A 22,545-nucleotide genomic window follows, 5' to 3' on the forward strand; every position below is an offset into this window, starting at 1 on the left:
ATCGGTCTCCAATCCGGCGTTGAACGCCGCCGAGGGAAAACACCTACCGGCCGAGGATCCCATGCATGCCAACGGCGACGGCGAGGGAGGCGAGCAAGCTCGCCGCCATCACGATGGAGCCCAGGCGTCGGAGGGATTTCATTTGCCACCACATCAAGAGGCCGGAGAGGCCCCAGAAGACCATCGCGGCCGCCATCGCATCGACGATCAGGGCCTAGAACCACCGGGCATCGACCTGCGAGGGATACCGGCACGCCAGATGGAGCCCGGTCAGGAAGCGTCGAGAGGAGAGGCTGGGGGCCGTCGGTGTGGCCACCATCCCCTGATTCTGGAGGTTATATGCCACGCGCCAGTTCCGCCCCTCGCTCTCGACGGCAAAAATCAGTTCGGCCGGCGTTCGGATCTTGATGTCTTTCGGCGCCTCACCCCACTTCGTCATGATTGATGACACCGCATCCCTGGCCTGAGTGGCGGGAGCCACGTCGAGGTAGCTTGCCCGCTGAGTCCAGGCCGGCATGCTGAACGGCTTCTCGATCGGGGCCGAGCGTACGGTGCCGACTCGCCCTTCGAGCTCGACGAAAATGACCTGCTCGGTGTCGCCAGTCCGGGCGGTCAGGGCCAGGTCTCGCGAATAGGACGGGGCCTGGGAGTCAGACAGCTTGACGGGCGAAGGAGCCTCGCGGTTGATGGCCGAGACCACTTGCTCCGCCAGGGCGGCCGGCGTAGGGAACGTCGCCAGGGCCGTGCCGGCGACGTCCTTCGCGGTGATGAGCCGCACGGTTCGGTCGGAGAACCAGTCGGGATGGTTGAACAGGAAGGCCGTCACCCCGTAGAGCGTGACGAATGGAACCAGGGACAACCCTGCATACATGTGCGCACGTCGCACAAGTTTCATGGCCGCGTTGAAGCGGACCCGGGCTCGTGAGCGAGTGGCTGCCGCCGCAGCCGTATTGACCGACATCGTTGACTCCCTGGTGAACTGCGAACCTCGTGAGGGCAATCCGGGCCGAAACGACTCAACGTTCTTCGAGGTCGCCCTTGCTGAAAGCGCGAGGCTTTTCGCCGCCGGTGGCTGAAGGATCAGCCTGCTTTTTCAGGTCGATCGAGCCGGAATCGCCATTCGAGCACCCGGTGAATGCGACCGACAGGATGAGGGCCGCGGCGGCGAAGGATCGCCTCGCGTATGGAGCCATCATGGTGGAAGATCCCTGGATGGAGTCGTTGGGATGAAAGACGTGCGCCATCGGCTCAGTAGGAATCCGAGCTGATGACCTCGCCGCCCGACCTCGTCGAGAGCGCCTGGTAGACTCCGAGCCTCGACCCTGGCGCGAGGTTGTACATATTGGCGGCGGAATCGAAGGTCACGCCCGCCGCGGTGATGGTCGCCGGGTTGATCGACCAGGAGTCGATCGAGTCCTTGAGGAAGCGAACGGACCCATCGACGAACGCGAAGTTGGCACCCCCGGGGTGGAGGCTCGAGGCGTTCGCCACATAACGGGCCCCGAGCACGCCGACCGGCTTCTTGTAGGCGTTGATCGGGTAGTACGTCTCGAACATCGTGTCGTACCAGTACCCCGAGTTCCAGAACTGATTCACCAACTGGTCGGCCTGGGACAGCAGGGAGTGGCCCCGTTCGCCGATGGAGATGGTGTTGCTGGTCCCGTCCCTGATGTCGCTGATGCGAGTGGCACTATACATGTAGATCGTGCCATTCATGTTGCCGACCTGCTGCGGGAAGTTGCTCGCGGAGAGCTTGGGCCTGACGTCCCAGGTCCCCGTGCATCCGGCATAACTGATGAAGGCCTGCTCCCAGTTGCCGGGGGGCGGGGCCTGATAGATCGTCGGGGAGAGGGGCTGAAGTTCCGCCGCGGAGGCATCGCTCGGGCACGCGAATGCCGAGATGGCGACCCCCGCGATGGTCAGGTTGGCTGAATTCTTATACGAGAGGCTGAAGTTGGCGAGGTTGTAGACGGGCGTCTGCTCCATGTACGGCAGGATCATGACGAACATGCTGAAGCCGTCGGCCATCTTGCCCGCCCCGGTGCCGGATGCCGCCCAGAAAGAGCCGGGGGGCAGCGTGCCCGTGGCCGACTCATAATTGGATATGGCCAGGCTCATCTGCTTGAGGTTGTTCGTGCATTGGGCGCGGCGTGCGGCCTCGCGCGCCGCCTGGACGGCGGGGAGCAGCAGCGCGATCAGCACGGCGATGATCGCGATCACCACCAGGAGTTCGATGAGGGTGAAGCCGGTGCGTCGAGGGGGGATGCGCGCAGGCATGGGGGCGGTTCTTTCTGCCGGGCCGGGCAAGAGGAATTCGAATCGCTTCGACCCTCCGGCGCAAGGCTCGTGGCAGACGTTCTGCGAGCGGCCCGCCCGGATGCTCAGTGGCCGAAGCATCGGAACAGCAACTCGACGGGCAGGTCTTCTGGCTTACGGCTCCTGACGGCTCCCGGACCGCCTTCCCGCCCGCGGGCAGTGGCATCGTTGTCCGGAGCCTGGCCGAATACAGCGGCGGCCCCACGACGGATTCTCACCGTCTTCCCTATTATCCCCCGAGACCTCTTGCGTAGTCCGAGGGCACCTGTCGAGAGCGGCATTACACCCTTTCAAACACTCCCGCGTCAAGTCGCGAATCCGAGAATCCGGGATGCCCTCGCGATTTCAACCCCTCAGGCGAATACAAAAAATGATATGATCATTTTCCTCAAAAACGCCAATCCAGCACCGATCGACTGTACGCCTGGGACGAGGCCGCCGTCCATCCTTACAAAACATCATATCAATTGAAACCAGTTATTTATTGGAGGAGTTGTGGAATGGAGTATGAAACGTCCTCTCGGTGCCCCTCCACAAGGCGCGACGCCCCATTCTTTCAACACAAGTCCTTGCCTGGATTTGACAAGAAACGGCTCTCCTATCGGATGGCGGTCTCAGTATGTCGGGGGCACTCGATCCAGGCGAATCCGAACGCCGAACGCTCGATCACCACGGAATCCGCCTTGAGCCTCCGTCGAAATGACACCCGCGGCACCCAGGCGGGATTTCAGGCGGTGCCTATGGGAGCTGGTCAGGACAACCCCTTTTAGAGATGGTTGAGGTCCGGGGCGTCGTCGCTCGCACGTCGCGGAATAGCCGCTGGTGAACGTCCCCGGACCGGCTCCCGCTGAACAGCTATTCGGCTCAGGCAGGTTGATCGAGAACCGCAACAGTGTCGTGACCAGGTCGAACTGCCGGGTCTGCTGCTCGAGCCCGACGTCAGGGGCCAGGTGATGCTGGAGCCTGCGACTTCGGCCTCCCGAGTCGTAAGCGATCGGGTTCTTGCTCAGGAGTACCTCGAGCACGCCGGGCCGAAACTGGCCCTGGACGCAAGAGGGCCTCTCCTCTTCAAATATCGGGTGGCTGTGAGAGGCCGTTCTTGGCGGCCCATGTTGCGAGCGCCAAGCGGAAGATTTGGACCTTGGGGATGTGCGTCTCGCGATGCGCGTTCTCTAGCCAATCTACATACTCGGGCGAACCCTTCATGTGAATGACAGTTTCCCGCTCGGATCGCTCTTCGGGAGATTTCGGCAATTGTCCCATCTTGGGGCGTGCCATCAATTTTACTCCATCAAATATTCAACTTGTTAATTACACCGAGATGATCACTCTAGAGACTCATTCAAAATACTAGCGATTATCAGTTGGCATGGCAAACCCGAATGCGGTTATTGTCACCCGTACAATCCTATGGGGTGAGATCCGGCCAATCACAAGTTGTAATGAACAGATCAACCTGACATCCGGAGCACAATTGACACCCTGAGGGCGTTGAAAATCCGGCGCATCAGCAGTCTTCCGAAAGCGTATGGCACGCCACCTTGGCTCGCCGTTAAGGATGAAGCCCACCAGTCTTCGGTGAAGTCCCTGGAACGCTCCCTCATTCCAACGGCGAAGATGTCTTCGGCCGTCGCGACAAGCATGGCGACACCGACAGAATTCGTTGCGACAACCATCTCCGCCCTGCCCCTGCACCTCGGCTTGGAGATTAGCTAACTGCCGAGACTCGTCCCCAGGGGCGTCGCCACTCATCCCTCATCCCCCGCTCTTCCAAGCTTGCCCAGCCGTCACATGTCGGATAGAATTGCGTATGGTAAGGAGCCACGATACGTTGGCGACCCCTCCGATGGGGTTTAGTTGTCATCGATGACGATGCAATGGAAATCGGAAGAGGGAGCATATTCCCGGGCCTCGAAGTCTCCACGGCGGGATCCTGACCGCCGCGGGCATCTGCTCCGGCTTCCTCACTACGGGATAATTGAACACGTTATCCATCGACAGCCATGACTCATTCCGTGATGCTGGACGTCGTCCTCTATCGGCATGATCGCAAGGGGCGGCTATGTCTCGACGAACGCATCTTCGCCACCTTCGGCAACCTGATCCTCTTCTTCTCCTCGGAAGAATCGCAGATCTGGGAGTGGGCGGAAGTGTCGGCGATCTTCCCGCGACGGTCTGTTGCCCGCGGCACGGTGGTGCGCTATTCGGCCTCCCAACTCAGGCAATTCGGTAGGCAGGCCCGCAAGGGCGGAGCATGCTCCAGGAATTGAACTGCGAAAATTTGCCCAACGGGATGGAGTCGCGGCAATCGCGACCGTCCTGGCGGCATCTCCTTGGTCACGCGGGACGGGCCTGAACTCCGGAGAAAATCGGAAGCCGTGCCCACCGGCGATGAACGCCCCGCGGACGCCAATCGCTGGACATACGACCGCGACTCCCGCCGGCCTTGGCCCGACTCGTCGACCTGGAGCCGGCAGGCCGCATCCTCCGGGCTCCCGCCTCCCAACGCCAGGACATGGTCGGCGACGGCGCGACCGATGACGAGAGATCTTCAAGAAGGCCGTCACGGTCGCGCCGTCGCCGATTACCTGGCCTCGGAGCGTACGGAGCGACTCCGCGGCGTCACCGAGTCGGCCATGCCGCTCGGCGACCACGAAACCCTCGCCAGGGATAACCGGGCCAAAGGGACGCCGATCCTGCTCATCCACGCCCTGAGCCTGGACCGTCGCTACTGGCGGGGGGTCTACCCTCCACGAGGTAGAAGCACTCCCCTGCGGACGGTGCCGAGAAGGTCGGCCTGTGTGACTCGGGGCAGATTGCCAGGCCTGGGACCTTCGGCGATGATGGGGAGAAGACTGAGATCAGCGAACCTCTCCCCGGTAGGCTCATGGAACGAGAAGAACTGCAGGCGGTCTTCGACGAGAAATGCGCATCGGGCTACGACCAGCAATGGTCGAAGATGGCCCCGATGCGGGACGCCCTCCATCTGCTCATCGCGGCCGTGCTGGCGGACCTCACGGCCGATGCGCGGATCCTCTGCGTCGGCGCGGGGACGGGCCCGGAGGTGATGTACCTCGCCGAGCGTTTCCCGGGATGGAACTTCGTCGTGGTCGAGCCGTCGGCGCCGATGCTCGACGTCTGTCGCCGGAAGGCAACGGAACGCGGGATCGCCGAACGCTGCGAATTCTACGAGGGCTACCTCGAGACGCTCCCGCCGACGGAGCCGTTCGACGCGGCCACGTCGCTGCTCGTTTCCCAGTTCCTCCTCAAGCAGGACGCACGGACCGGCTACTTCCGCGATATCGCCGCACGACTCCGACCCGGCGGATTCCTGGTGAACGCAGACCTGTCCTCCGCCACGAGCCCGGCGACCTACGTGAGCTTGCGCAAGGTTTGGTTCCGCGTCATGGCGGCCGGGGATCTCACGCCCGAGGCCATCGAGCGAATGAGTGCGGCGTACGACCGCGATGTGGCCGTGCTGCCACCGGATGAAGTCGGGGAGATCATCTCGGCCGGCGGCTTCGACACTCCGATCCAATTCCTCCAGACCGGCCTCATCCGCGCCTGGTACACGCAGCGAGTTTGAGTGGAGCCGACTCACAGGCAACGCGGTAGGTCCGTTAACGCTTGGTTCATCGCCGCGAGTGAAACTCTCCATGCTAAGACATACGATACTTCCCTGTATTTTCATATTTATTCTGAATGGTTGCATCCAGAGGAGCGAGCCGTTCGTCGATCCGCTGCCGAAGGTCGATGGCATCCGAAAGATGAAGGCCAGCTACGTGGATATGAGGTCGGGCGAGCAGCGAGAGATCGAAGTCCCGCGCGAGCATTGGGAGGAGCTCCGCAGCTCACTCCTGCCGGCGAAGCGGGACAAGCATCCGGCGAAATGGGTTGTCCTGGGTCAACTGGATCTCACCAAGGAGGATGACTCGCGATTTGAGATCGAACTCTACGCTGTGAGGCAAGGCCCCGGGGCCTTCGCCGCGGGTAAGTCGCATGACGAGCGGGTCTACTACAGGGGCGGCAAGACCGAGGACCTGATGAAAGCCCTGCAAGCGGCCGATCCGACGCTCGAGACAAAGCCCTAACCAGCGGGCGAAGACGTCATCCCCATTTCTCGCGACGGTGGTCGCGGAGCAGACCGGACGACCCCATCGAGCGACGCTGCGCACCTCGAAATCTCTGATCCGACCGGAATCGGACAGAAAATGTCCACAGATGGACATTAATCCGCCGCAAAATCTGCCGGCGACCGCGTTGTCATTATCACAAAACTTAATGACTACCGCGACTTAGATCTGTCATTCGTCGGGGGCATGCAACTTGCAATTCGGCGATGTCTTCCTGCCTATCAGCAAGCGGCCGACGTAAGCCCGCAGACCCACCACGAAAGGTCCTCATGAAGCATCGCGGATTCACCCTCATCGAACTGCTCGTCGTGATCGCGATCATCGCCGTGCTGATTGCCCTCCTCTTGCCGGCCGTCCAGGCCGCACGCGAGGCCGCCCGGCGGATGCAGTGCACCAACAATTTGAAGCAGATCGGCCTCGCGGTGCATAACTACGAAGGGGTCCACGGGCGGCTCCCCTCGGCCCGCACGAACTCGCCGCACTACTGGTCCTCGCTGGCGCAACTCCTCCCGCAGCTCGAGGGCTCGACGCTCTACAACGTGATCAACTTCGACCACTCGACCGCCCCCAATGCGCGGAACAACTACGACATGGCCAACACCACGGCCATCGCGTTCATGATCCCGGCCTACATGTGCCCGAGCGACCGCAAGCAGGACCGCGTCACGGCGGCGATGGGCCCGACGAACTACTTCGCCGTGGCGGGCACCGGGACGATGGCCAAGGGCTCGGGCAACGGCCTGATGTTCGACGGGTCTCAGGTCCGCTTCGCCGAGATCACCGACGGGCTCTCGAACACGTCCGCCTTCGTCGAGTCGATCAAGGGCAACGGCGTGGACGCGACGGCCCCGGCCGCCTTCGACCTGCTCGGCCACTACAAGGGGGGCGGCGGCTATAGCTCCACGTTCACCGAGGCCGCGTGCGACGCCATCCCCGCCTACAGCGGGACGCGAGGGAGCCGCTGGTTCCACGGCAGCATGTCGGGCGGCTCGACCGTGAACCACTACTGGCCCCCCAACAGCAAGAAGGCCGACTGCGCCGGCGACACCAACGGCCTGTACTCGGCCAGGAGCTTCCACCCCGGCGGCGTGGACGTCCTCTTCGGCGACGGCCACGTCGCCTTCGCGAAGGACTCGGTCAGCCAGACGGTCTGGTGGGCGCTCGCCACCCGGAACGGCGGCGAGGTCATCGGGAGCGACCAGTACTGATATGCGCCGTTACATCTCTCATTCAACGCGAGCCGCCCTCATCGTCGGGGCGGCCCTAGTGATCGTGGCGGGCATCGCGAGGGGACAGGCGGTGGACGAGCCCCCGCGCCTCGCTTTCATCGGCTTGCACGGCGGCGTCTTCGAGCAGCTCCAGGCCGCATCCGAAGGGCTCGGCCTGAAGCTGGAATACGTCCCCGACACGGCGATCGGCGACGGGAAGGCGGATCTCACGCCTTACCGCCTCGTCTTCGTCCAGCACACGCGCGAGGAGGACGCCGACGCCTATCGCGACGTCTTCCTCGCCGCCAAGAAGTCCCCCAAGCCGCCCCGGATTTTCGCCGTGGGCCGCGAGGGGGCCGGGGCCGTCGCCTTCTTCAAGGGGGCTGAGACCAATCCCGTCGAGACCGACGAGGAGATCGGGAAGTACCTCCCTCGCTCGCGCGAGAACCTCCGTCGCTTCCTGATCTACGTCGGCGTGAAGTACCTGGGCCGACCCGGCGAGATCCTGCCCCCCGCCGAGGTCGACGCGAGCCTCAAGGGCCCCTATCACCCCGACCATCCGGGGCGGTTCAAGTCGCTCGACGCGTTCCTGCAATGGTCGGCCTCCAGGGGCCGCGACCCCGCGAAACTGCCGAGAGTCGCCGTGGCCGTCCACGCGGCGCACCTGGAATTCCAGCAGCCGAAGGTGGTCGACGCCCTGGTCCGGGCCTTCGAACGCGTGGGCGTCCTATCGGCCGGGTTCATCGACAGCGGGCCCGCCGGCGGTGCGGCCATCGCCGCGTTCAAGCCCGACGTCGTCGTCCACACCTGCCACAGCAGCGAGACGGTCGAGTACCGCAAGACGTTCGACGCCCTCCACATGCACTCCCTATTTTTCCGCCGCAGCTCCATCGCCGACTGGCACGAGAAGCTCGGGGGCTTCACGCCGGGCGACGCCGCCTTCCAGGTGATCGGGCAGGAGCACCTCGGCGCCATCGAGCCCCTCGTCGGCGCGGGGACCGTGCACGGCGGGGGCGGATCCGAGGACTTCACGCCGATCCCGGAGCGGATTGATCACATCGTCAAGCGGGCGACGTCCTGGATTGCCCTGCGGAAGACGCCGCACACCGACAAGCGGATCGCATTCATCTACTATGACCGCGAGGCCGGCGCGAACGAACTGATGCGCGGCAGCTCGACGGGCATGCACCTGCACGCCCCGCGCAGCATGGTCAAGGTCCTGCATCGTTTGAAGGCGGACGGTTATGCGTTGAATGACGTCCCCGACGACGAGAAGGCACTGATTGACCGCCTCGTCGACCACGGCCGGCAGTACGGCATGTGGAACGTCGCGGAGCTCGACCGCCTCGCCCGCAGTGGCCGCGCCGTCTTGCTGCCGGTCGAGACGTACCTCGGGTGGCTGGAGAAACGGGTTGCACCGCCCGAACGCGCCAAGGTGGTCGAGCACTGGGGCCCGGCCCCGGGCAAGGCGATGGTCTGGAAGGACGACAAGGGGCGCGAGTTCATCGTCATCCCGAGGATCGAGATGGGCAACGTGACGATGCTACCCCAGCCCTTGCGAGGAGAGGCCCAGGATCCGTCGGTCCTGCACAACGGGCTCGTCCCGCCGCCGCATAATTATATCGCCACGTATTTCTGGATCCAGGAGGAGTTGAAGCCGCACGCGATGGTCCACTTCGGGACCCACGGCTCGGAGTTCTTCCTGCCGGCCAACACGGCGGGGCTCACCGACCGCGACTGGCCCGACGTCCTGATGGGGGCGATCCCCAACATCAACCCCTGGATCATCGACAACGTCGGCGAGGTCGCCCCGGTCAAGCGCCGGGTTTATGGCGTGACGCTCGGCCACCTCACGCCGCCGATCGTCACCGCCGGGCTCTCCGACGACCTCCTGAACCTCCACGGCATGATCGACAAGTGGGACTCCCTGGAGGAAGGGGCGCTCCGCGAAGGGTTCCGCCGCCAGATCGGCGAGGACGTCGCCCGGCTGAACCTGGCGAAGGAGGCCGGGCTCGGCGACCTTCCGAAGGGCTCGATCTCGCCCGAGCAGATCCACAAGGTCGTCGAGTACCTCCACGAGATCGAGGGGGAGACGACGCCGGTCAGCCTGCATGTCCTGGGCGAGCCGCCCCGCGACGATTTGATGGTCCCCTTCCTGACGACGATCCTCAAGCGGAAGTTCCTCGACGCCCTCGGCAAGGTCGTGCCCGTCCCCGAGGCCGAGTCCCGGCTCCCGGGCGACCGCGTGCTCTACCTGCGGAAGAAGGCCGAGGAGGCCGTGGAACTCGTGGTGCGTCGGAAGGTCTCGCCGGCCGACGCCCTCGTGGCGATCGGCGCGAAGTCGGATCAACCCCCCGCCGAGGCGATCAAGGGGCTCGAACTGGCCGTCGACCTGAATACCCGGTTCCGGAAGACGACGAACGAGATCGACAACCTGATGTCGGCCTTCGACGGCCGCTACATCGAGCCGGGCCCGGTCAATAGCCCGATCCGAAACCCCGGGGCCGTGCCGACGGGGCGGAATCTGTATATGCTCAACCCCGAGGAGGTCCCGACGCGGCCCTCGTGGGAACTCGGCAAGAAGTTGATCGACGAGATGTTCGCGAAGTCGTTGAAGGAGAAAGGGCGACTGCCGGAGAAGATCGCCTTCGACCTCCGCCCGCACGCCACCTTCCGCGACTTCGGCGTGATGGAGGCCCAGATCCTCCACTGCCTGGGCGTCGAGCCGGTCTGGGACGACCGGGACCTCGTCAACGACGTCCGCATCATCCCGGCCGCGGTTCTGGGGCACCCGAGGGTCGACGTCTTCGTCGCGCCCGGCGGCCTCTACGCGCTCAACCTCCCCGGGAGGCTCGAGTTGATCGACAAGGCCATTCGCATGGTGGCCGCTTTGAAGGAGGACGGGAACACCGTCGCCGCGAACTCCGAACGCGTCAAGAGCGAGCTCCTCGCGAAGGGGGTGGAGCCGGCCAGGGCCGACGCCCTGTCGCGGGCCCGGATCTTCGGCGTCCAGCCGGGCGAGTATGGGTCGGCGGGGAGTTCCGCATTCATCCAGCAATCCGGCTCCTGGACGACCCGCGAGGAGGTGATCGACTACTACCTCGCCGAGGCGAAGAACGTCTACACCAAGGGCCACTGGGGAGAGCCCGCGCCCGAGGCCTACGACCGCCAGATGCAGGGGACCGACACCGTCCTGCGGAGCTGGTCCGACCACATGACCGGCCCGCTCGCGAATAAATATATGTGGCTCCACGGCGGCCAGCTCGCGGCGGCCGTCGAGCGGGTCACGGGGAGGAAGCCGGAGTACCTCTTCTCCGACGTCCGCGACTTCGACAAGGCCGGGATCGTCCGCGCCGAGGACGCCTTGGCCCGCGAGTTCCGCGTGCGGCTGTTCAACCGCAAGTGGATCGAGGGGATGATGAAGGAAGGATACGCCGGGGCCGACCAGATCTCGAACATGGTGAACAACGCCATGGGCTGGGAGGTCGTCCGCGAGGGGAGTGTCCCGCGCCAGACCTGGGAGCAGATCGACGCCATCTTCGTGAAGGACGAGTTGGGACTCTCGATCCGCCCCTGGTTCGAGTCGGAGAACCCGTTCGCCTTCCAGGAGCTGACCTCGACGATGCTCGAGTCGATCCGAAAAGGCTACTGGAAGGCCGACGCCGAGACCTCCAGGCGCCTGGCCGAGGGCTATGCTCGATCGGTCGTCCGTCACGGCGACAACGGCGGCCTACGCAGCGGAGGGAACGTCCCGCTCCTCCAGTACGTCGAGCGTACGCTGGCAAACGCAAGCTCCGCCGATCTCGCCGACCTGGGGAAACGCTATCACACCCGGATCGAAGCGGCCGACAAGCCTGCCGCGACCCTGGTCGCGCTCGGCCCGGCACCAGGCCCAGCGCCCCTGCCCGCCTCGGCGACGGCCCCAGCCGCGTCTACGCCTTCGGCGGGCGGGGGCGAAGCGAAAGCCGAGGCCCAACCTCCCGCGACGGCGAAATCCGATAGCCCGTCGGCGGCGGCACCCGCTCCCGCAGCGGCACCGGCCGGCCCGGCTCCCACGGCAGCGACGCCGGTCCGGGGGGCGAGGATGGAGCCTGCTGCTCCTCCACCATCATCGTGGTCGCCGCTAGGGCCCCTCGCGGGCGCGGCGGTCATACTCCTCATCGGCGGCTTCGTGCTGAGGAGGAAGGTCGGATGACGGATCGGATCGCCGAGATTCTGTTCACGGCCACCGGCATCCTGCTCGCGCCGGTGCTCGTGCTGCTGATGCTGCTTTCGGCCGCCGCGATCTGGATGGTCGGGGGCCTCCTGGGAGAGGCCCTCGACCGCAGGCGAGGTCGGGTCGAGTGGAAGGATTTGCTCGCGCATCTCAAGGAGGAGAATGGGCCTTCGTCGAACCGGGAGCCTTTGCCGACGGACATCCCCGCGCGGTTCCGCGAGGTCGTGCGACTCGCGGGTCGCTCGCCGGTCGGGGCGAGGAAGGCGCTCGATGACCTAGAACTAACCCTGGATCGTCGGCTCTCGGTCCTCTCGTTCGCCACGCGCGTCGGGCCGATGCTCGGGCTGATCGGCACGCTGCTGCCGCTCGGCCCGGCGCTCCGGGGGCTGGCCTCGGATGACCTCGCCGCGCTGGCCGGCGACCTGGAGATTGCTTTCACGTCGACGGTCTTCGGCCTGCTCGTCGGCGGTGCGGCCTACGCCGCGGGGATCGTCCGGCGGAACTGGTATGACCAGGACGTCGCCGACCTCGAATTCGTCCTCGACGCGGTCGCGCCGCCGACCCATGACAAGGCGACTTCCACCAGCGGCGACGTCGCCAGGGAGTCCGCCCATGCGTAGCCGACGCCCACGCCGCTGGGAATCCCGGGAAGACGACGATCCCCTGGCCGGCCTGGTCAATCTGTTCGACCTCTGGATGGTCTTCTCGATCGCCCTGCTGATCGTCTTCGCGGGGGCTTCGCGCCGGCGTTCGGTTGCCACTGAAGGGAACAAGCCCGACGCGGCCTCGTCGTCCGTCCCGCTGCAGGAAGCCCGCTCGATCCCGAAGTATCGGCTGAGCCGCGAGGAATTATCCGGCTCGGGCGAACGGCTCGGGACGGCCTATCGCCTACCGTCGGGGGAGGTCGTCTGCGTCCCCGATGGCTCGGAACTCCCGGCTCCTCCTCGCTGAACCCTGCCGGATCCGACGCCCCGAGGCATCATTCGTGCTGGGTGGTTAGGCGTCGAGGTCGACCGCCGTCGGGAATCACTTCCCGACGGCGGGCCCCGATCAAGGATCCCCGGAGTCGAGTCGGCCGATCGCTTGCCGGTATGCTGCGCGACGGCCGAGCCAATCCCCAACCACCTGGAACCGGGCATGAAGAGCCAACTGCCGGGCTATGAGCGGATGCTCGCCGCCTACCACCGCGCCTTCGCCGAGGAACTCCGCGGTATCGTCCACTCCCTGCCGATCGGCGAGGGCCAGACCGTCCTCGACATGGCCTGCGGCGACGGCGCGTATCTCCCCTGGCTGGCCGAGCGCGTCGGCCCGAGCGGGCGAGTCGTTGCGGTGGACCTGATCCCGAAGTATCTCGAGGTCGCCCGCGCGGCCAACCTCGGCCCGAACGTGGAATTCGCCTGCGCCCCCATCGACGACCTGCCCTTCCCCGACGGGGCCTTCGACCTCTGCTGGTGCGCCCAGAGCCTCTACAGCCTCCCCAGCCCGGTCGAGGCCTTGCGCCACATGCTGCGCGTGACCAGGCCGGGGGGCATCGTCGCCGTGCTGGAGAGCGACACGCTCCATCAGGCGATCCTCCCCTGGCCCGTCGAGGTCGAATTGGCCGTGCGGACGGCCGAGTTGAAAAGCCTGGCGGAGGACACCGAGGAGCCGCGTAAGTTTTACGTGGGCCGGGACCTTCGTCCGGTATTTCGCGAGGCGGGACTCGCCGATTTCGCCCTACGCACCTACACCCATGATCGGGCCGCTCCCCTCGGGGAGGATGAGCGCACTTACCTCTCCGAATATTTGAAGAATCTCGTGAAGCGAACCTCCGACCACGTGGATGAGGCGACCTGTCGCCGGCTCAAGACTTTATCCGCACCCGAATCGGGCGAGGCCCTGGTTAACAACCCGGACCTCACCGCAACCTTCATCGTCCATCTGGCCTGGGGACGAAAGCCCGGCTGAACATGGTGTTGGTATGATCGATCACGACGTACGAAAAAGCTGCCGTAGATACCTCCGACTTCCATCACCCGGCAACCCATCACCTACTGATAACACGTTCCAATTCAACGCGTTCACGAGTCTCACTCGCGGATCGTGACTGCTCCATCGAACTCCCCATGCTTACGGCGATCCTCACTTCACCAGCCAGCCTGATGCCGATGGCCTCGCACGAGGCCATCGAGGTGATCGCGAACGTCGGGATCGTGGGCGACCGATATGCAACAGGTCGCGGGTTCCACTCGGGCGAGAGCGAGTGGGATGCCCATGTGACGCTGATCCAGCAGGAGCACTTCGATGCCCTGGCCAGCGAGCATGGCGTGAATCTCGAGCCCGCCGAGCTGCGAAGGAACCTCGTAACGCGCGGCATCGACCTCAACGATCTTGTCGGCCAACGCTTTCGGATCGGCAAGCATATCGTCCTGCGAGGCCGGAAAGTGTGGCCTCCCTGCGCCCGCATCGTGAAGCACTCGGGAAGGGTCGAGATCTGGAAGTACCTCGCCCGGAAGTGCGGCATCGGCGCCGACGTGCTGGTCGGCGGCCCGATCCGCGTCGGGGAGCCGATCGTCCTGGAACCGGCCTCCCATGAGTTGGCGACCACGGTGCCTGTGATCGATATCAATGCTGGAGCAGAAACTCCGGGTGGTTCATCAGGGACCAGAGGAGATCCTCGGCGGCCTTGCGACGCTCGGCGGGGGAGCCGCCGAGGTTGGTCAGGGCGAGCGATCGCTCCGAAAGGACCGGCCGACGCGACAGCGTCGCGAGGAAGAGTTGGTCGACGAGCTTCGAGTCGTCCGCGCCCGAATCAAGCAGCTCACCGATACGATTCTTGGGGGCGATGACCTTGCCGTGGAGCGTGCGACCGCCGACGAGTTGGAGTGCCTGCTCCAGCGTCGAGGCGGTCCCGCGCTCGCACTCGCAGGCCTCGGTCCGCGCCGGCTGGCCGAAGTTCTTCAGGAACGGATGGACGAGCTCGCCGTCGGGAACCTGGGACGCCCGCGAGCCTTCCGGTAGGTTGAAGAGCTTCTCCGGGACCTTCGTCGCCTGGCAGGATGAGTCGAGGAGTTGCTCGGCCGAGAGCATACGCACGGTCGCGTGCGAGAAGTAGCGTTGATCCTTCTCGTTGAACGCGTTCGACCGCGACGAGAGCTGGTAGACGCGGCTGTTGAGGATCAGGCGGATGGTGCGTTTGGAGTCGAACCCGTGCTCGACGAAGTCGTCGGCCAGGGCCTGCAGGAGTTCGGCCGAGGCGGGCGGGTTCGACTCGCGGAAGTCGTCCACAGGCTCGACGATCCCCCGGCCCATCAGGTGATACCAGAGCCGATTGACCGACGCCTTGGCGAAGAAGGGGTTCGACGGGGCGATGAGCCACTCGGCCAGCGATTCACGGCGATCCTCGTGCGGCTTGAGTTCCGACGCCGACGCCCCCAGGGCCTTGGGCTTCATCACGGCCCCGGTGCGAGGCTGGCGGATCTCGGTCTCGGGCTGCAGATAGACGGTCTCTTCCTTGTTGTACTGGGCGAAGTTCTGCGGCCCGTTCTTGTAAGACACCTGGCTGAAGAACGCGGCCATGCTGTAATAGTCGTCCTGCGTCCAGCGCTCGGCGACGTGGTTGTGGCACTTGGCACACCCGAGCCGCACGCCCATGAAGAGCTGGCTGACCGTCTCCACGGCGTCCTCGGGGGTCCGGATCCGGCGATAGAAGCTGGCCGGCGGATGCGTGAAGTTCGGTCCCTGGGCCGTCACGATCTCGCGGACGAACCGATCGAGCGGCACGTTGGCGGCCACCTGGTCGCGGATCCAGCGATGGAACCCGACGGCCCCCTTCACACCCACGAACCGGCGGTTGCAGCCGAGCCTATCGGCCCACTTCAGGGTCCAGAAATCGACATATTCGGGCCGTTCGAGAAGGTCGTCGATGAGCTTCGCCCGTTTGTCGGCCCGGCTGTCGTCCAGGAACGCGACGACCTCTTCCGGCGTGGGGATGATGCCGATCGTGTCGAGATAGACCCGGCGGCAGAACTCGGCGTCGTCGCTCAGCTCCGACGGGGCGATGCGCAGGAGCTTGAGCTTGGCGAAGACGTGCTGATCGATGAAGTTGTTCTCGACCGGGTCGTTCCAGACCAGGCCCGGCACCTCCTCGCGAAAGAGGATGCGGACCGTCGAGACGAGGTGCTCATAAGAGACGAGGATGGACGCCTCACCCCGCTCGACCTTCGTGACGCGGCCGCCGTCGTCGACGCCGGCGATCGAGGCGTCGGTCGTGCCGTAGCGTGCCAGCCGCGTCACGTCCCGGCTCGAGCCGTCCGCAAACTGCGCCCGGACGACGAGTTGCTGCTCGCGGGCGGGGGCGTCCAGGATCCGCGTCGGCGGCGTGACGACGAGCCCGACGAGCGCGGGGTTCTCGGCTCGATCGGCTCTGGTCCCCTCGGCGATCCAGTCGCGGAGCACCTGATACGTCGTCGCCGAGACGCCGAACCTCTGGCCCCCCTCGTGGGGCACCACGCCAGTCCCTTTGAGGAGGATCAGGCTCGACGCGGCGTTCAGGGGGTTGGTGCGTCGGCCGCTGGATTCCCGCACCAGAGTGGTGAAGTCGAGTTCCGGGTCGTAGCCTCGAAGGCTGAGGCGGAAGCCGTTCTTGCCCGTGGGGGTGCCGTGGCAGGCCCCCATATTGCAGCCTGCCTTGGTCAGAGCCGGCAGGACCTCATGGGCGAAGCCGATCGGTTGCGCCTTGCCGGCATTCTTGACGCGGACAACCGTCTTCGTCTCGGTCGACCCGAAGCGGACGCTGATCTCGGCCTCGCCATCGCCTCGGGGCTCGATCCGGCCGTCGGAATGGACATCGACGACGGCGGGGGCCGAACTCGACCATTCGGCCTGATGCGTCAGATCGCGTAGGGCCTCATCGGGGTAGACGCCCGTCGCGATTAGTTGGGCCGAATCCCGGCTCCCGTCCAGGACGACGCCGGGGGGCTCGATGATGATGCTATTGGGCTTCGCCGCCTCTTCAGCCGAGACCGGCGTCAGGCAACACCCGAGGATGAGCCACGTCGAATGTCGGACCAGGCGGGTGAGCATGGACAGGCTCTCCGGGGCGAGGAAGGAGGTCGACGGTCTCGAACCGATTCGCGGGAGTCGGCCCCCGGCGCTTCGGAGAGGAGGTTGCGCCGGAGAAGACTCGTTATTTGATGCTCGATGAGGCGTGGCATCCAGGCTGGAATCTTACTATATTCAACAAGCGTTGACTTCGTAAGTCCCAAAATTGACCGCGGGACTGAAACTGGTCCGCCCGATATCTGAATCGGGACGAGGATCAGGTTGGCCGGATGTTGGGTGGCTCCTGCCCGACTCCGGGACCATCGTTGAACCAAGCCCCTAAACGTCAACGTCTGGGAGGGTCACGGCGATGTCCGATGGACGAGCATGCGTGGACTTTCGTCGCGGCCTGGCCACACGCCGGCAGGTGCTCCAGGTCGGAGCATTGGGCACTCTGGGATTGACCCTGCCCTCGGCCCTGCGTGCCGAGGCGAAATCCGGGCTCAAGGTCCGGGCCAAGTCCGTGATCTTCCTGCACCAGTTCGGCGGCGTGCCCCAGCAGGACACGTTCGACATGAAGCCGGATGGCCCCTCCGAGCTGCGCGGGGAATTCAAGCCGATCCCGTCGAGCCTCCCCGGCCTCAACGTCTGCGAGTTGCTCCCCAAGGTCTCCCGGATCATGCACCACATGACGGTGGTCCGGTCGGTCAACCACAAGACGAGCGCCCACAACTCCGCGGCTTACTACTCGCTCACAGGCCAGCGCCCTCGGGTCGACATCGTCTCGGCCACGGCCTCGTCGTCCGACTATCCGGGTTACGGCTCGATCGTGAGCAAGCTCGGGCCGACCTCGTATCGGGTGCCCACCACCGTCTCCCTGCCCTGGATGATCGCCGACGGCGTGTTCCGCACCCCCGGGCAGTTCGCCGGCTATCTCGGCAGCGAGCACGACCCGCTGTTCATCACGAAGGATCCGAACGCCTCGGATTTCTCCGTCGAGGAGCTGACGCTGCCGATCGAGGTGCCCCTCGACCGCGTGACCTCGCGCAAGGCCCTGTCGTCTGGGCTGGCGGCGTACTCCCGGCTCCAGGACTCGCTGGCGACGGTCCGCGGCCTCGACGCCTACCAGAAGAAGGCGCTGTCGCTGCTGACCTCGAGCGAGACCCAGCGGGCGTTCGACATCCAGGCCGAGGATCCTCGCCTCCGCGAGCGTTACGGCCGCTCACCTTACGGACAGAGCGTGCTCATGGCGCGTCGGCTGATCGAGGCGGGGGTCCGGTTCGTGACCGTCTTCTACTCGCCCGGGATCGTCGGCTGGGACACGCACAGCGACAACTTCAAGCTTCTGCGCAGCAGCCTCTTGCCGACCACCGAGCAGACCTTGCCGACACTCATCGAGGACCTCGAGGCCCGCGGCCTCCTCGACGACACCCTCGTCGTCTGGACGGGCGAGTTCGGCCGCACGCCCAAGATCAACAAGGACGCCGGCCGCGACCACTGGCCGCAGTGCTACACCCTCCTCATGGCCGGCGGCGGCATGAAACGCGGGTTCGTCTACGGGGCCTCGGATCGCTCGGCGGCCTACCCGACCACCGACCCCTGCACGCCCGACGACATCGCCGCCACGATGTTCTACTGCATGGGGATCGACCCGGCCACCGAGTTGCGGAACCACCTCGACCAGCCCGTCCCCGTCTCTTACGGCTCGCCGATCATGCCGCTGCTGGCCTGAGCGGACTCAAGGGGCCTTGCCGACCTCGACCGTGATCAGGGTCGAGGCGACGGGCGTTTCCGACTTCCCGGCCCGCGCGATCAACCCGACCGCCGCCGGGCCGAGCGGTGCATCCTTGGCCACCGTGATGCGGACCTTGGCCGTCGAGTCCTTTGCGGCGATTTCAGTCTCCGCGACGGTCAGGCCGGTCGGAGCCGTCGGCGAAACGAGTTTATACGCCGCCTGATCCTCGCCTGTCTTTTCGACTTGCAGCGTGGCCTCGACCGAACCTCCACGGGGCACGACGAGGCGGTCTATCTCAGGCTTGAGGCGGATCGGGCCAGCCTTGCAGACGGCCGCAAAGAGGGAAGTCGTCGGGCGAGAATAGCTGGGGATCGTCCCCGACATGCCGAAGCCGGGGACCGTCATCGTTTGCTTCGAGAAGACGGTCACCCCCGAGGCGACGACGGCCCGCCCATCCTCCCCCTTCCCCACGACTTGAAGTTCGCGGGGTGGGAAGTCGGCCTGAGCATCGGCCTTTAACGCCAGTAGTCCCCGCGTCTGGCCGGCGGGCACCGTGCCCAGCAAGGCCGTCACCCTGGAGTCGGCGGGGACCCCCTGGACTTCGAGCGCGATCGGCCCGTCGTAGCCGGCTCGCGTGACCGTGACGGGGATCAGAGCGAGGCCCCCGCGGGGGATCGCGGCCTGCCACTCATCGAGGGCAAGCTTGAAGCTGGGCGAGGCCGGCTCCACGACCAGACGATAGGAGAATCCGACGCCCCCCCGATCCGCCAGGTCCTTGACCACGAGCTTGACCCGCCCCTGATCCTTCGGCATCGTCAGGTCGAACGTCGGGTCGGTCGAGGTCGGCGCCGCGCGACGGCCGCCGCCCCCTCCCCCTTGCCGACGCCCCTGCCCCGGCTTGCCGTCGTCGCTCTCGCCGAGGCGTTTACCCCCCTCGTCGAAGACCCGCAACTGGGCGTCGAGGGCCGAGCCGAGCCCCCAGGCCTCGACGCGGACCTCGTACTTGCTCCCCGGCGGCGCCGCGATGGTGAACTCGTCACGCTCGCCGGCCTTCGAGAGCCGGCCCAGGATCGTGGCGGGCGGACTGAGCGGGGGAAGTTCCTGCGTCGGATCGGCCGACTCGAGGATGGTGACGGCCGGTCCCAGCGGGATCGGCGCAGGCAGTTCCACATCTAGATCCGAATTGGCCCAGGCCGGATCGCCGATCAGGCGGGCGGGAATCGCCGGTTGGAACGTCGCCAGCTTCGGGTCGGAGGGGGTCCGGAGGGCGAAGAGGCATTCGGCGGATAGGGTCCCCCCGCGCAGTTCCAGGGCGGTGTTCTGACCGCGAGGCGCCACGAAGGGGTGGACCTCCCCGGCGAACGGGATCGAGCCAATCGTCAGTCGATAGACGGTCCGCCCCGCTCCCTCATATCGCGAGTCGCAGAACTCCAGGAGGTAGGCCCCATCTTCCGGCAGCATGGCCGTCAAATAAGCGTCGGTGACGAGCCCCGGAGTGTCATCGGCCGAGGCCACCAGGCGACCGCCGGCGGTCGTCAGCCGGATCATCGGATCCACTTCCGAACCGATTCGAGCCCCCAGGGCGTCGACCACGACCCGGTCGCCCTTGTGACCTTGAAAACGGTAGAAGTCGCGGTCGTTACCGGGGCACTCGCCCTCGACGACCGCGGGGTTCGGGATGGCCTGCGCAGACATTGCCGCGTTATTCGGCTCGACCTCGGAGACCTGTTCTACCTGGCCGACCGCGAACAAAAGCGGGTTAGAGATCCCCGCCTCCGTGACGACTCGCACCGGGTAGACCCCGACCGGCGTCCCGGCGTCGGCGACCAGGCGGACCGCCCATTTCGTCCCCTCGCTGCTGCTCCCGGCCGACTCCTCGAGCCGGAACCCGAAGGGGGCAACGAGCCTGGGATGATCGCCCAGCCCCGTCCCCTGGAAGGTCACCTCGACCGTCGCACCTCGACGCACCCCGAGGGGCGTGCTCCCGGTCAACCTCGGCGAATCGGCCCACGCCGAAGTTGCCATCCAGAGCAGGCCGAACAAGGGGAAGAGGCGTGAGAAGGGTGTCATGCTGCTCGATTTCCCGGCGAGGCCCGAGGCACTTCCCAGTGAGGGTCAAGGCCATTCATGTCTCGGGACGGACCTCTCCCACGCGCAAGGGATGACGCGTGTGATCCGATTCCACATCGGTTCACACTCGCACAGATCCGGGCCCCGATCAAGGTGCCATCAGGCGGAAGATCGCCCGCAAATGCGATCAACCCATTCGATCATGATCCTACGGCCATGATCAAATCAAGCATGCGCAGCCGGGAACCGTGCGGCTTCATCGCCGCGGATAAGGGCGGCTGCAAGAGGTCGTCACGTCGAGGACGTGCCGACCGCGACCGGGAATTCCCAGGAGACATCGGCCTCGGATGAATCCATCGCTAACGTCAGTTGGTCGAATTCGTGGTCGGAGAACGGCTCGACCTCTCCTTCGGGGACCGGCTCCGCGCTCGCGGTTGCGATCCCGCGATCCTCCCTTCGCATGAGGGAGAGGAACGTCGAGACGAGTGCGGGATCCAGATGCGTGCCGGCGAGCTTTTCCAGGTGCAGGCAGATCCGTTGCTTGGGCCAGGCCTTGCGATAGGGGCGGTCGAACGCCAGCGCATCCCAGATGTCGACGACGGCGAAGATGCGTGCGGACAGGGGGATTTCTTCCGCCTTGAGCCCGCGAGGGTAGCCCGAACCGTCCCACTTCTCGTGGTGGCAGAGCGGGATCTCCAGCGCCTGGTGGAGGAATTCGATCGAGCCGAGCATGGCCATCGCATGCATCGGGTGCTGCCTCATCAAGGCCCACTCCGACTCGTCCAGCGGGCCCCGCTTCAGGAGCACACGGTCCGGCACGCCGATCTTGCCGATGTCGTGGAGCAGGGCACCACGACGCATGTGGACGAGGCTCTCCTCGTCGATGCCGAGGGCCTCGGCCAGTCGGAGCGTCAGCTCGACGACGCGGCGGCTGTGCCCCTCGGTCTCGTGGTCGCGGAGTTCCAGGGCCCGGGCCAGCGCATCGATCGTCGCGTCGTAGGACCGCTCGATCTCCGCGGTGCGGAGCCGCACCTTCTCCTCAAGTTCGTCCCGCGATCGCCTCAGGGCGTCCTCGGCGACCTTGACCCGGATCAATGCGCGGGCGGTGGCCACGAGTTCGTCGGGCTCGACCGGCTGGGCGAGGTAGGCGTCCGCCCCGATGTCGAGTCCACGGACCCGGTCGCGCCCCCGGACGAAATGCGCCGAGAGGTGCAGGACGGGGATGCTCGCGGTCGCCGGCTCGGCCCTGAGTCGTCGACAGACCTCGAAGCCGTCCATATCCGGCAGCTTGACGTCCAGGACGATCAGGTCGGGCTGACTCGAAGCGGCGAGGCTCAAGCCCTCGGCCCCCGTCAGGGCACACTCGACGATGAAACCGGCGTCCCCGAGAATGCGGCCGACAATATATCGGCTTGCCTCGTCGTCATCGACGTGGAGTACTCTCATGGTTGCGAATCCCTGGGCAGTTCCGTGAGAGACATAGCGTGGAGATGTGGCCCTGCTTGGGAACGCTAGGTCACGTTCCGAAAAAAGTCCAACAACTTTCCGAGAAAATTAAATCTCATCGGCATACCAAATACCTCGCCCAGACATGCCTCGGGTCAACACCTTGTCAAGCTGCCGCCCGAGGGTCTGACATTCTACCGAGTGGATCGAATGCCTTCGACCTCGCGTGACAGCCGGACAACAGACAAGGCTCGCCATTAATAGCTTATTTCATCATTCGCTTTTCATATTTCGGAGTTACCGTGGAAAGCCTCGATCCTTAGAGCATCAGCCCGTAAATTACATCAATCGTTCTTCGGTGGTGTCACGCACCATTCACCCTCCCGATGAGTTTCGGAC

18 protein-coding genes, 1 pseudogene and 1 riboswitch are annotated in these 22,545 nt (G+C 65.3%); of the genes and pseudogenes, 11 read left to right on the forward strand and 8 right to left on the reverse strand.

The features are described from left to right. The first annotated feature begins 65 nt into the window (after nt 1-65). Nucleotides 66-218, forward strand: coding sequence for a hypothetical protein (locus ACOYYX_RS21060; RefSeq protein ID WP_422923401.1), 153 nt, complete (start codon nt 66-68; stop codon nt 216-218). Here the strand turns inward: ACOYYX_RS21060 and ACOYYX_RS21065 are convergent. The 4 genes from ACOYYX_RS21065 to ACOYYX_RS21080 all read right to left on the reverse strand — a co-directional run bounded on the left by ACOYYX_RS21065 (nt 215) and on the right by ACOYYX_RS21080 (nt 3,594). Beyond that, a complete protein-coding gene (locus ACOYYX_RS21065) occupies nt 215-961 on the reverse strand; it encodes a hypothetical protein (RefSeq protein ID WP_422923403.1) in 747 nt (248 codons plus the stop codon). The two genes, ACOYYX_RS21060 and ACOYYX_RS21065, sit on opposite strands and share 4 nt — an antisense overlap. A gap of 55 nt (nt 962-1,016) precedes the next feature. Continuing rightward, nucleotides 1,017-1,196: a hypothetical protein gene (locus tag ACOYYX_RS21070; protein WP_422923405.1), complete on the reverse strand. Its 180-nt coding sequence runs from the start codon at nt 1,194-1,196 to the stop codon at nt 1,017-1,019. A 52-nt stretch (nt 1,197-1,248) separates the two neighbouring features. Continuing rightward, a complete protein-coding gene (locus ACOYYX_RS21075) occupies nt 1,249-2,277 on the reverse strand; it encodes a DUF1559 domain-containing protein (protein WP_422923407.1) in 1,029 nt (342 codons plus the stop codon). A 121-nt stretch (nt 2,278-2,398) separates the two neighbouring features. Then, nucleotides 2,399-2,600, reverse strand: a riboswitch (cobalamin riboswitch). A 784-nt stretch (nt 2,601-3,384) separates the two neighbouring features. Next, nucleotides 3,385-3,594, reverse strand: a complete 210-nt coding sequence (locus ACOYYX_RS21080) for a hypothetical protein (RefSeq protein ID WP_422923408.1) — start codon at nt 3,592-3,594, stop codon at nt 3,385-3,387. Nucleotides 3,595-4,334: 740 nt separating this feature from the next. On the opposite strand from ACOYYX_RS21080, the gene ACOYYX_RS21085 reads away from it, so the two are divergent. The 8 genes from ACOYYX_RS21085 to ACOYYX_RS21120 all read left to right on the forward strand — a co-directional run bounded on the left by ACOYYX_RS21085 (nt 4,335) and on the right by ACOYYX_RS21120 (nt 13,820). Beyond that, nucleotides 4,335-4,586 (forward strand): hypothetical protein, encoded by a 252-nt coding sequence (locus ACOYYX_RS21085; protein WP_422923410.1) that lies wholly within the window; start codon nt 4,335-4,337, stop codon nt 4,584-4,586. Nucleotides 4,587-5,203: 617 nt separating this feature from the next. Continuing rightward, a complete protein-coding gene (locus ACOYYX_RS21090) occupies nt 5,204-5,902 on the forward strand; it encodes a class I SAM-dependent methyltransferase (RefSeq protein ID WP_422923412.1) in 699 nt (232 codons plus the stop codon). 181 nt (nt 5,903-6,083) lie between these two features. Further along, complete coding sequence (locus ACOYYX_RS21095) at nt 6,084-6,407, forward strand: hypothetical protein (RefSeq protein ID WP_422923414.1); 324 nt, start codon at nt 6,084-6,086, stop codon at nt 6,405-6,407. Between the two features lie 311 nt (nt 6,408-6,718). After that, nucleotides 6,719-7,657, forward strand: coding sequence for a DUF1559 domain-containing protein (locus tag ACOYYX_RS21100; protein ID WP_422923415.1), 939 nt, complete (start codon nt 6,719-6,721; stop codon nt 7,655-7,657). A gap of 91 nt (nt 7,658-7,748) precedes the next feature. Next, complete coding sequence (locus ACOYYX_RS21105) at nt 7,749-11,852, forward strand: cobaltochelatase subunit CobN (protein ID WP_422923417.1); 4,104 nt, start codon at nt 7,749-7,751, stop codon at nt 11,850-11,852. Then, on the forward strand, nt 11,849-12,493 hold the full coding sequence (locus ACOYYX_RS21110) for a MotA/TolQ/ExbB proton channel family protein (protein ID WP_422923419.1): 645 nt from the start codon (nt 11,849-11,851) through the stop codon (nt 12,491-12,493). Before ACOYYX_RS21105 ends, ACOYYX_RS21110 begins: the two co-directional genes overlap by 4 nt. Next, nucleotides 12,486-12,824: a DUF2149 domain-containing protein gene (locus ACOYYX_RS21115; protein WP_422923421.1), complete on the forward strand. Its 339-nt coding sequence runs from the start codon at nt 12,486-12,488 to the stop codon at nt 12,822-12,824. The genes ACOYYX_RS21110 and ACOYYX_RS21115 overlap by 8 nt, the downstream gene beginning before the upstream one ends. A 186-nt stretch (nt 12,825-13,010) precedes the next feature. Beyond that, the gene (locus ACOYYX_RS21120) at nt 13,011-13,820 is read left to right on the forward strand and encodes a class I SAM-dependent methyltransferase (protein WP_422923423.1); all 810 of its coding nucleotides are present in this window, start codon (nt 13,011-13,013) and stop codon (nt 13,818-13,820) included. A gap of 179 nt (nt 13,821-13,999) precedes the next feature. Here ACOYYX_RS21120 and ACOYYX_RS21125 read toward each other — a convergent pair whose 3' ends face one another. Then, nucleotides 14,000-14,254 (reverse strand): hypothetical protein, encoded by a 255-nt coding sequence (locus ACOYYX_RS21125; RefSeq protein ID WP_422931720.1) that lies wholly within the window; start codon nt 14,252-14,254, stop codon nt 14,000-14,002. On the opposite strand from ACOYYX_RS21125, the pseudogene ACOYYX_RS21130 reads away from it, so the two are divergent. Continuing rightward, nucleotides 14,162-14,365: pseudogene (locus ACOYYX_RS21130) on the forward strand (MOSC domain-containing protein); the annotation flags it as partial. The gene ACOYYX_RS21125 and the pseudogene ACOYYX_RS21130 overlap by 93 nt on opposite strands. Nucleotides 14,366-14,477: 112 nt before the next feature. Here ACOYYX_RS21130 and ACOYYX_RS21135 read toward each other — a convergent pair. Beyond that, nucleotides 14,478-16,937 carry a DUF1549 domain-containing protein gene (locus ACOYYX_RS21135; protein ID WP_422923425.1) on the reverse strand — a complete coding sequence of 820 codons (2,460 nt, stop codon included), beginning with the start codon at nt 16,935-16,937 and terminating at the stop codon, nt 14,478-14,480. Between the two features lie 349 nt (nt 16,938-17,286). On the opposite strand from ACOYYX_RS21135, the gene ACOYYX_RS21140 reads away from it, so the two are divergent. Further along, nucleotides 17,287-18,627, forward strand: a complete 1,341-nt coding sequence (locus ACOYYX_RS21140; RefSeq protein WP_422923427.1) for a DUF1501 domain-containing protein — start codon at nt 17,287-17,289, stop codon at nt 18,625-18,627. 6 nt (nt 18,628-18,633) lie between these two features. On the opposite strand, the gene ACOYYX_RS21145 is transcribed toward ACOYYX_RS21140, so the two are convergent. Together ACOYYX_RS21145 and ACOYYX_RS21150 are read right to left on the reverse strand one after the other, a co-directional pair. Then, nucleotides 18,634-20,700, reverse strand: coding sequence for a hypothetical protein (locus ACOYYX_RS21145; RefSeq protein ID WP_422923428.1), 2,067 nt, complete (start codon nt 20,698-20,700; stop codon nt 18,634-18,636). 291 nt (nt 20,701-20,991) lie between these two features. Next, nucleotides 20,992-22,146, reverse strand: coding sequence for an HD domain-containing phosphohydrolase (locus ACOYYX_RS21150; protein ID WP_422923429.1), 1,155 nt, complete (start codon nt 22,144-22,146; stop codon nt 20,992-20,994). Nucleotides 22,147-22,545: the final 399 nt, after the last annotated feature.

It is taken from the genome of Singulisphaera chitinilytica, assembly GCF_049331405.1.
In the GTDB taxonomy this organism is placed as follows: Bacteria; Planctomycetota; Planctomycetia; order Isosphaerales; family Isosphaeraceae; genus PoT.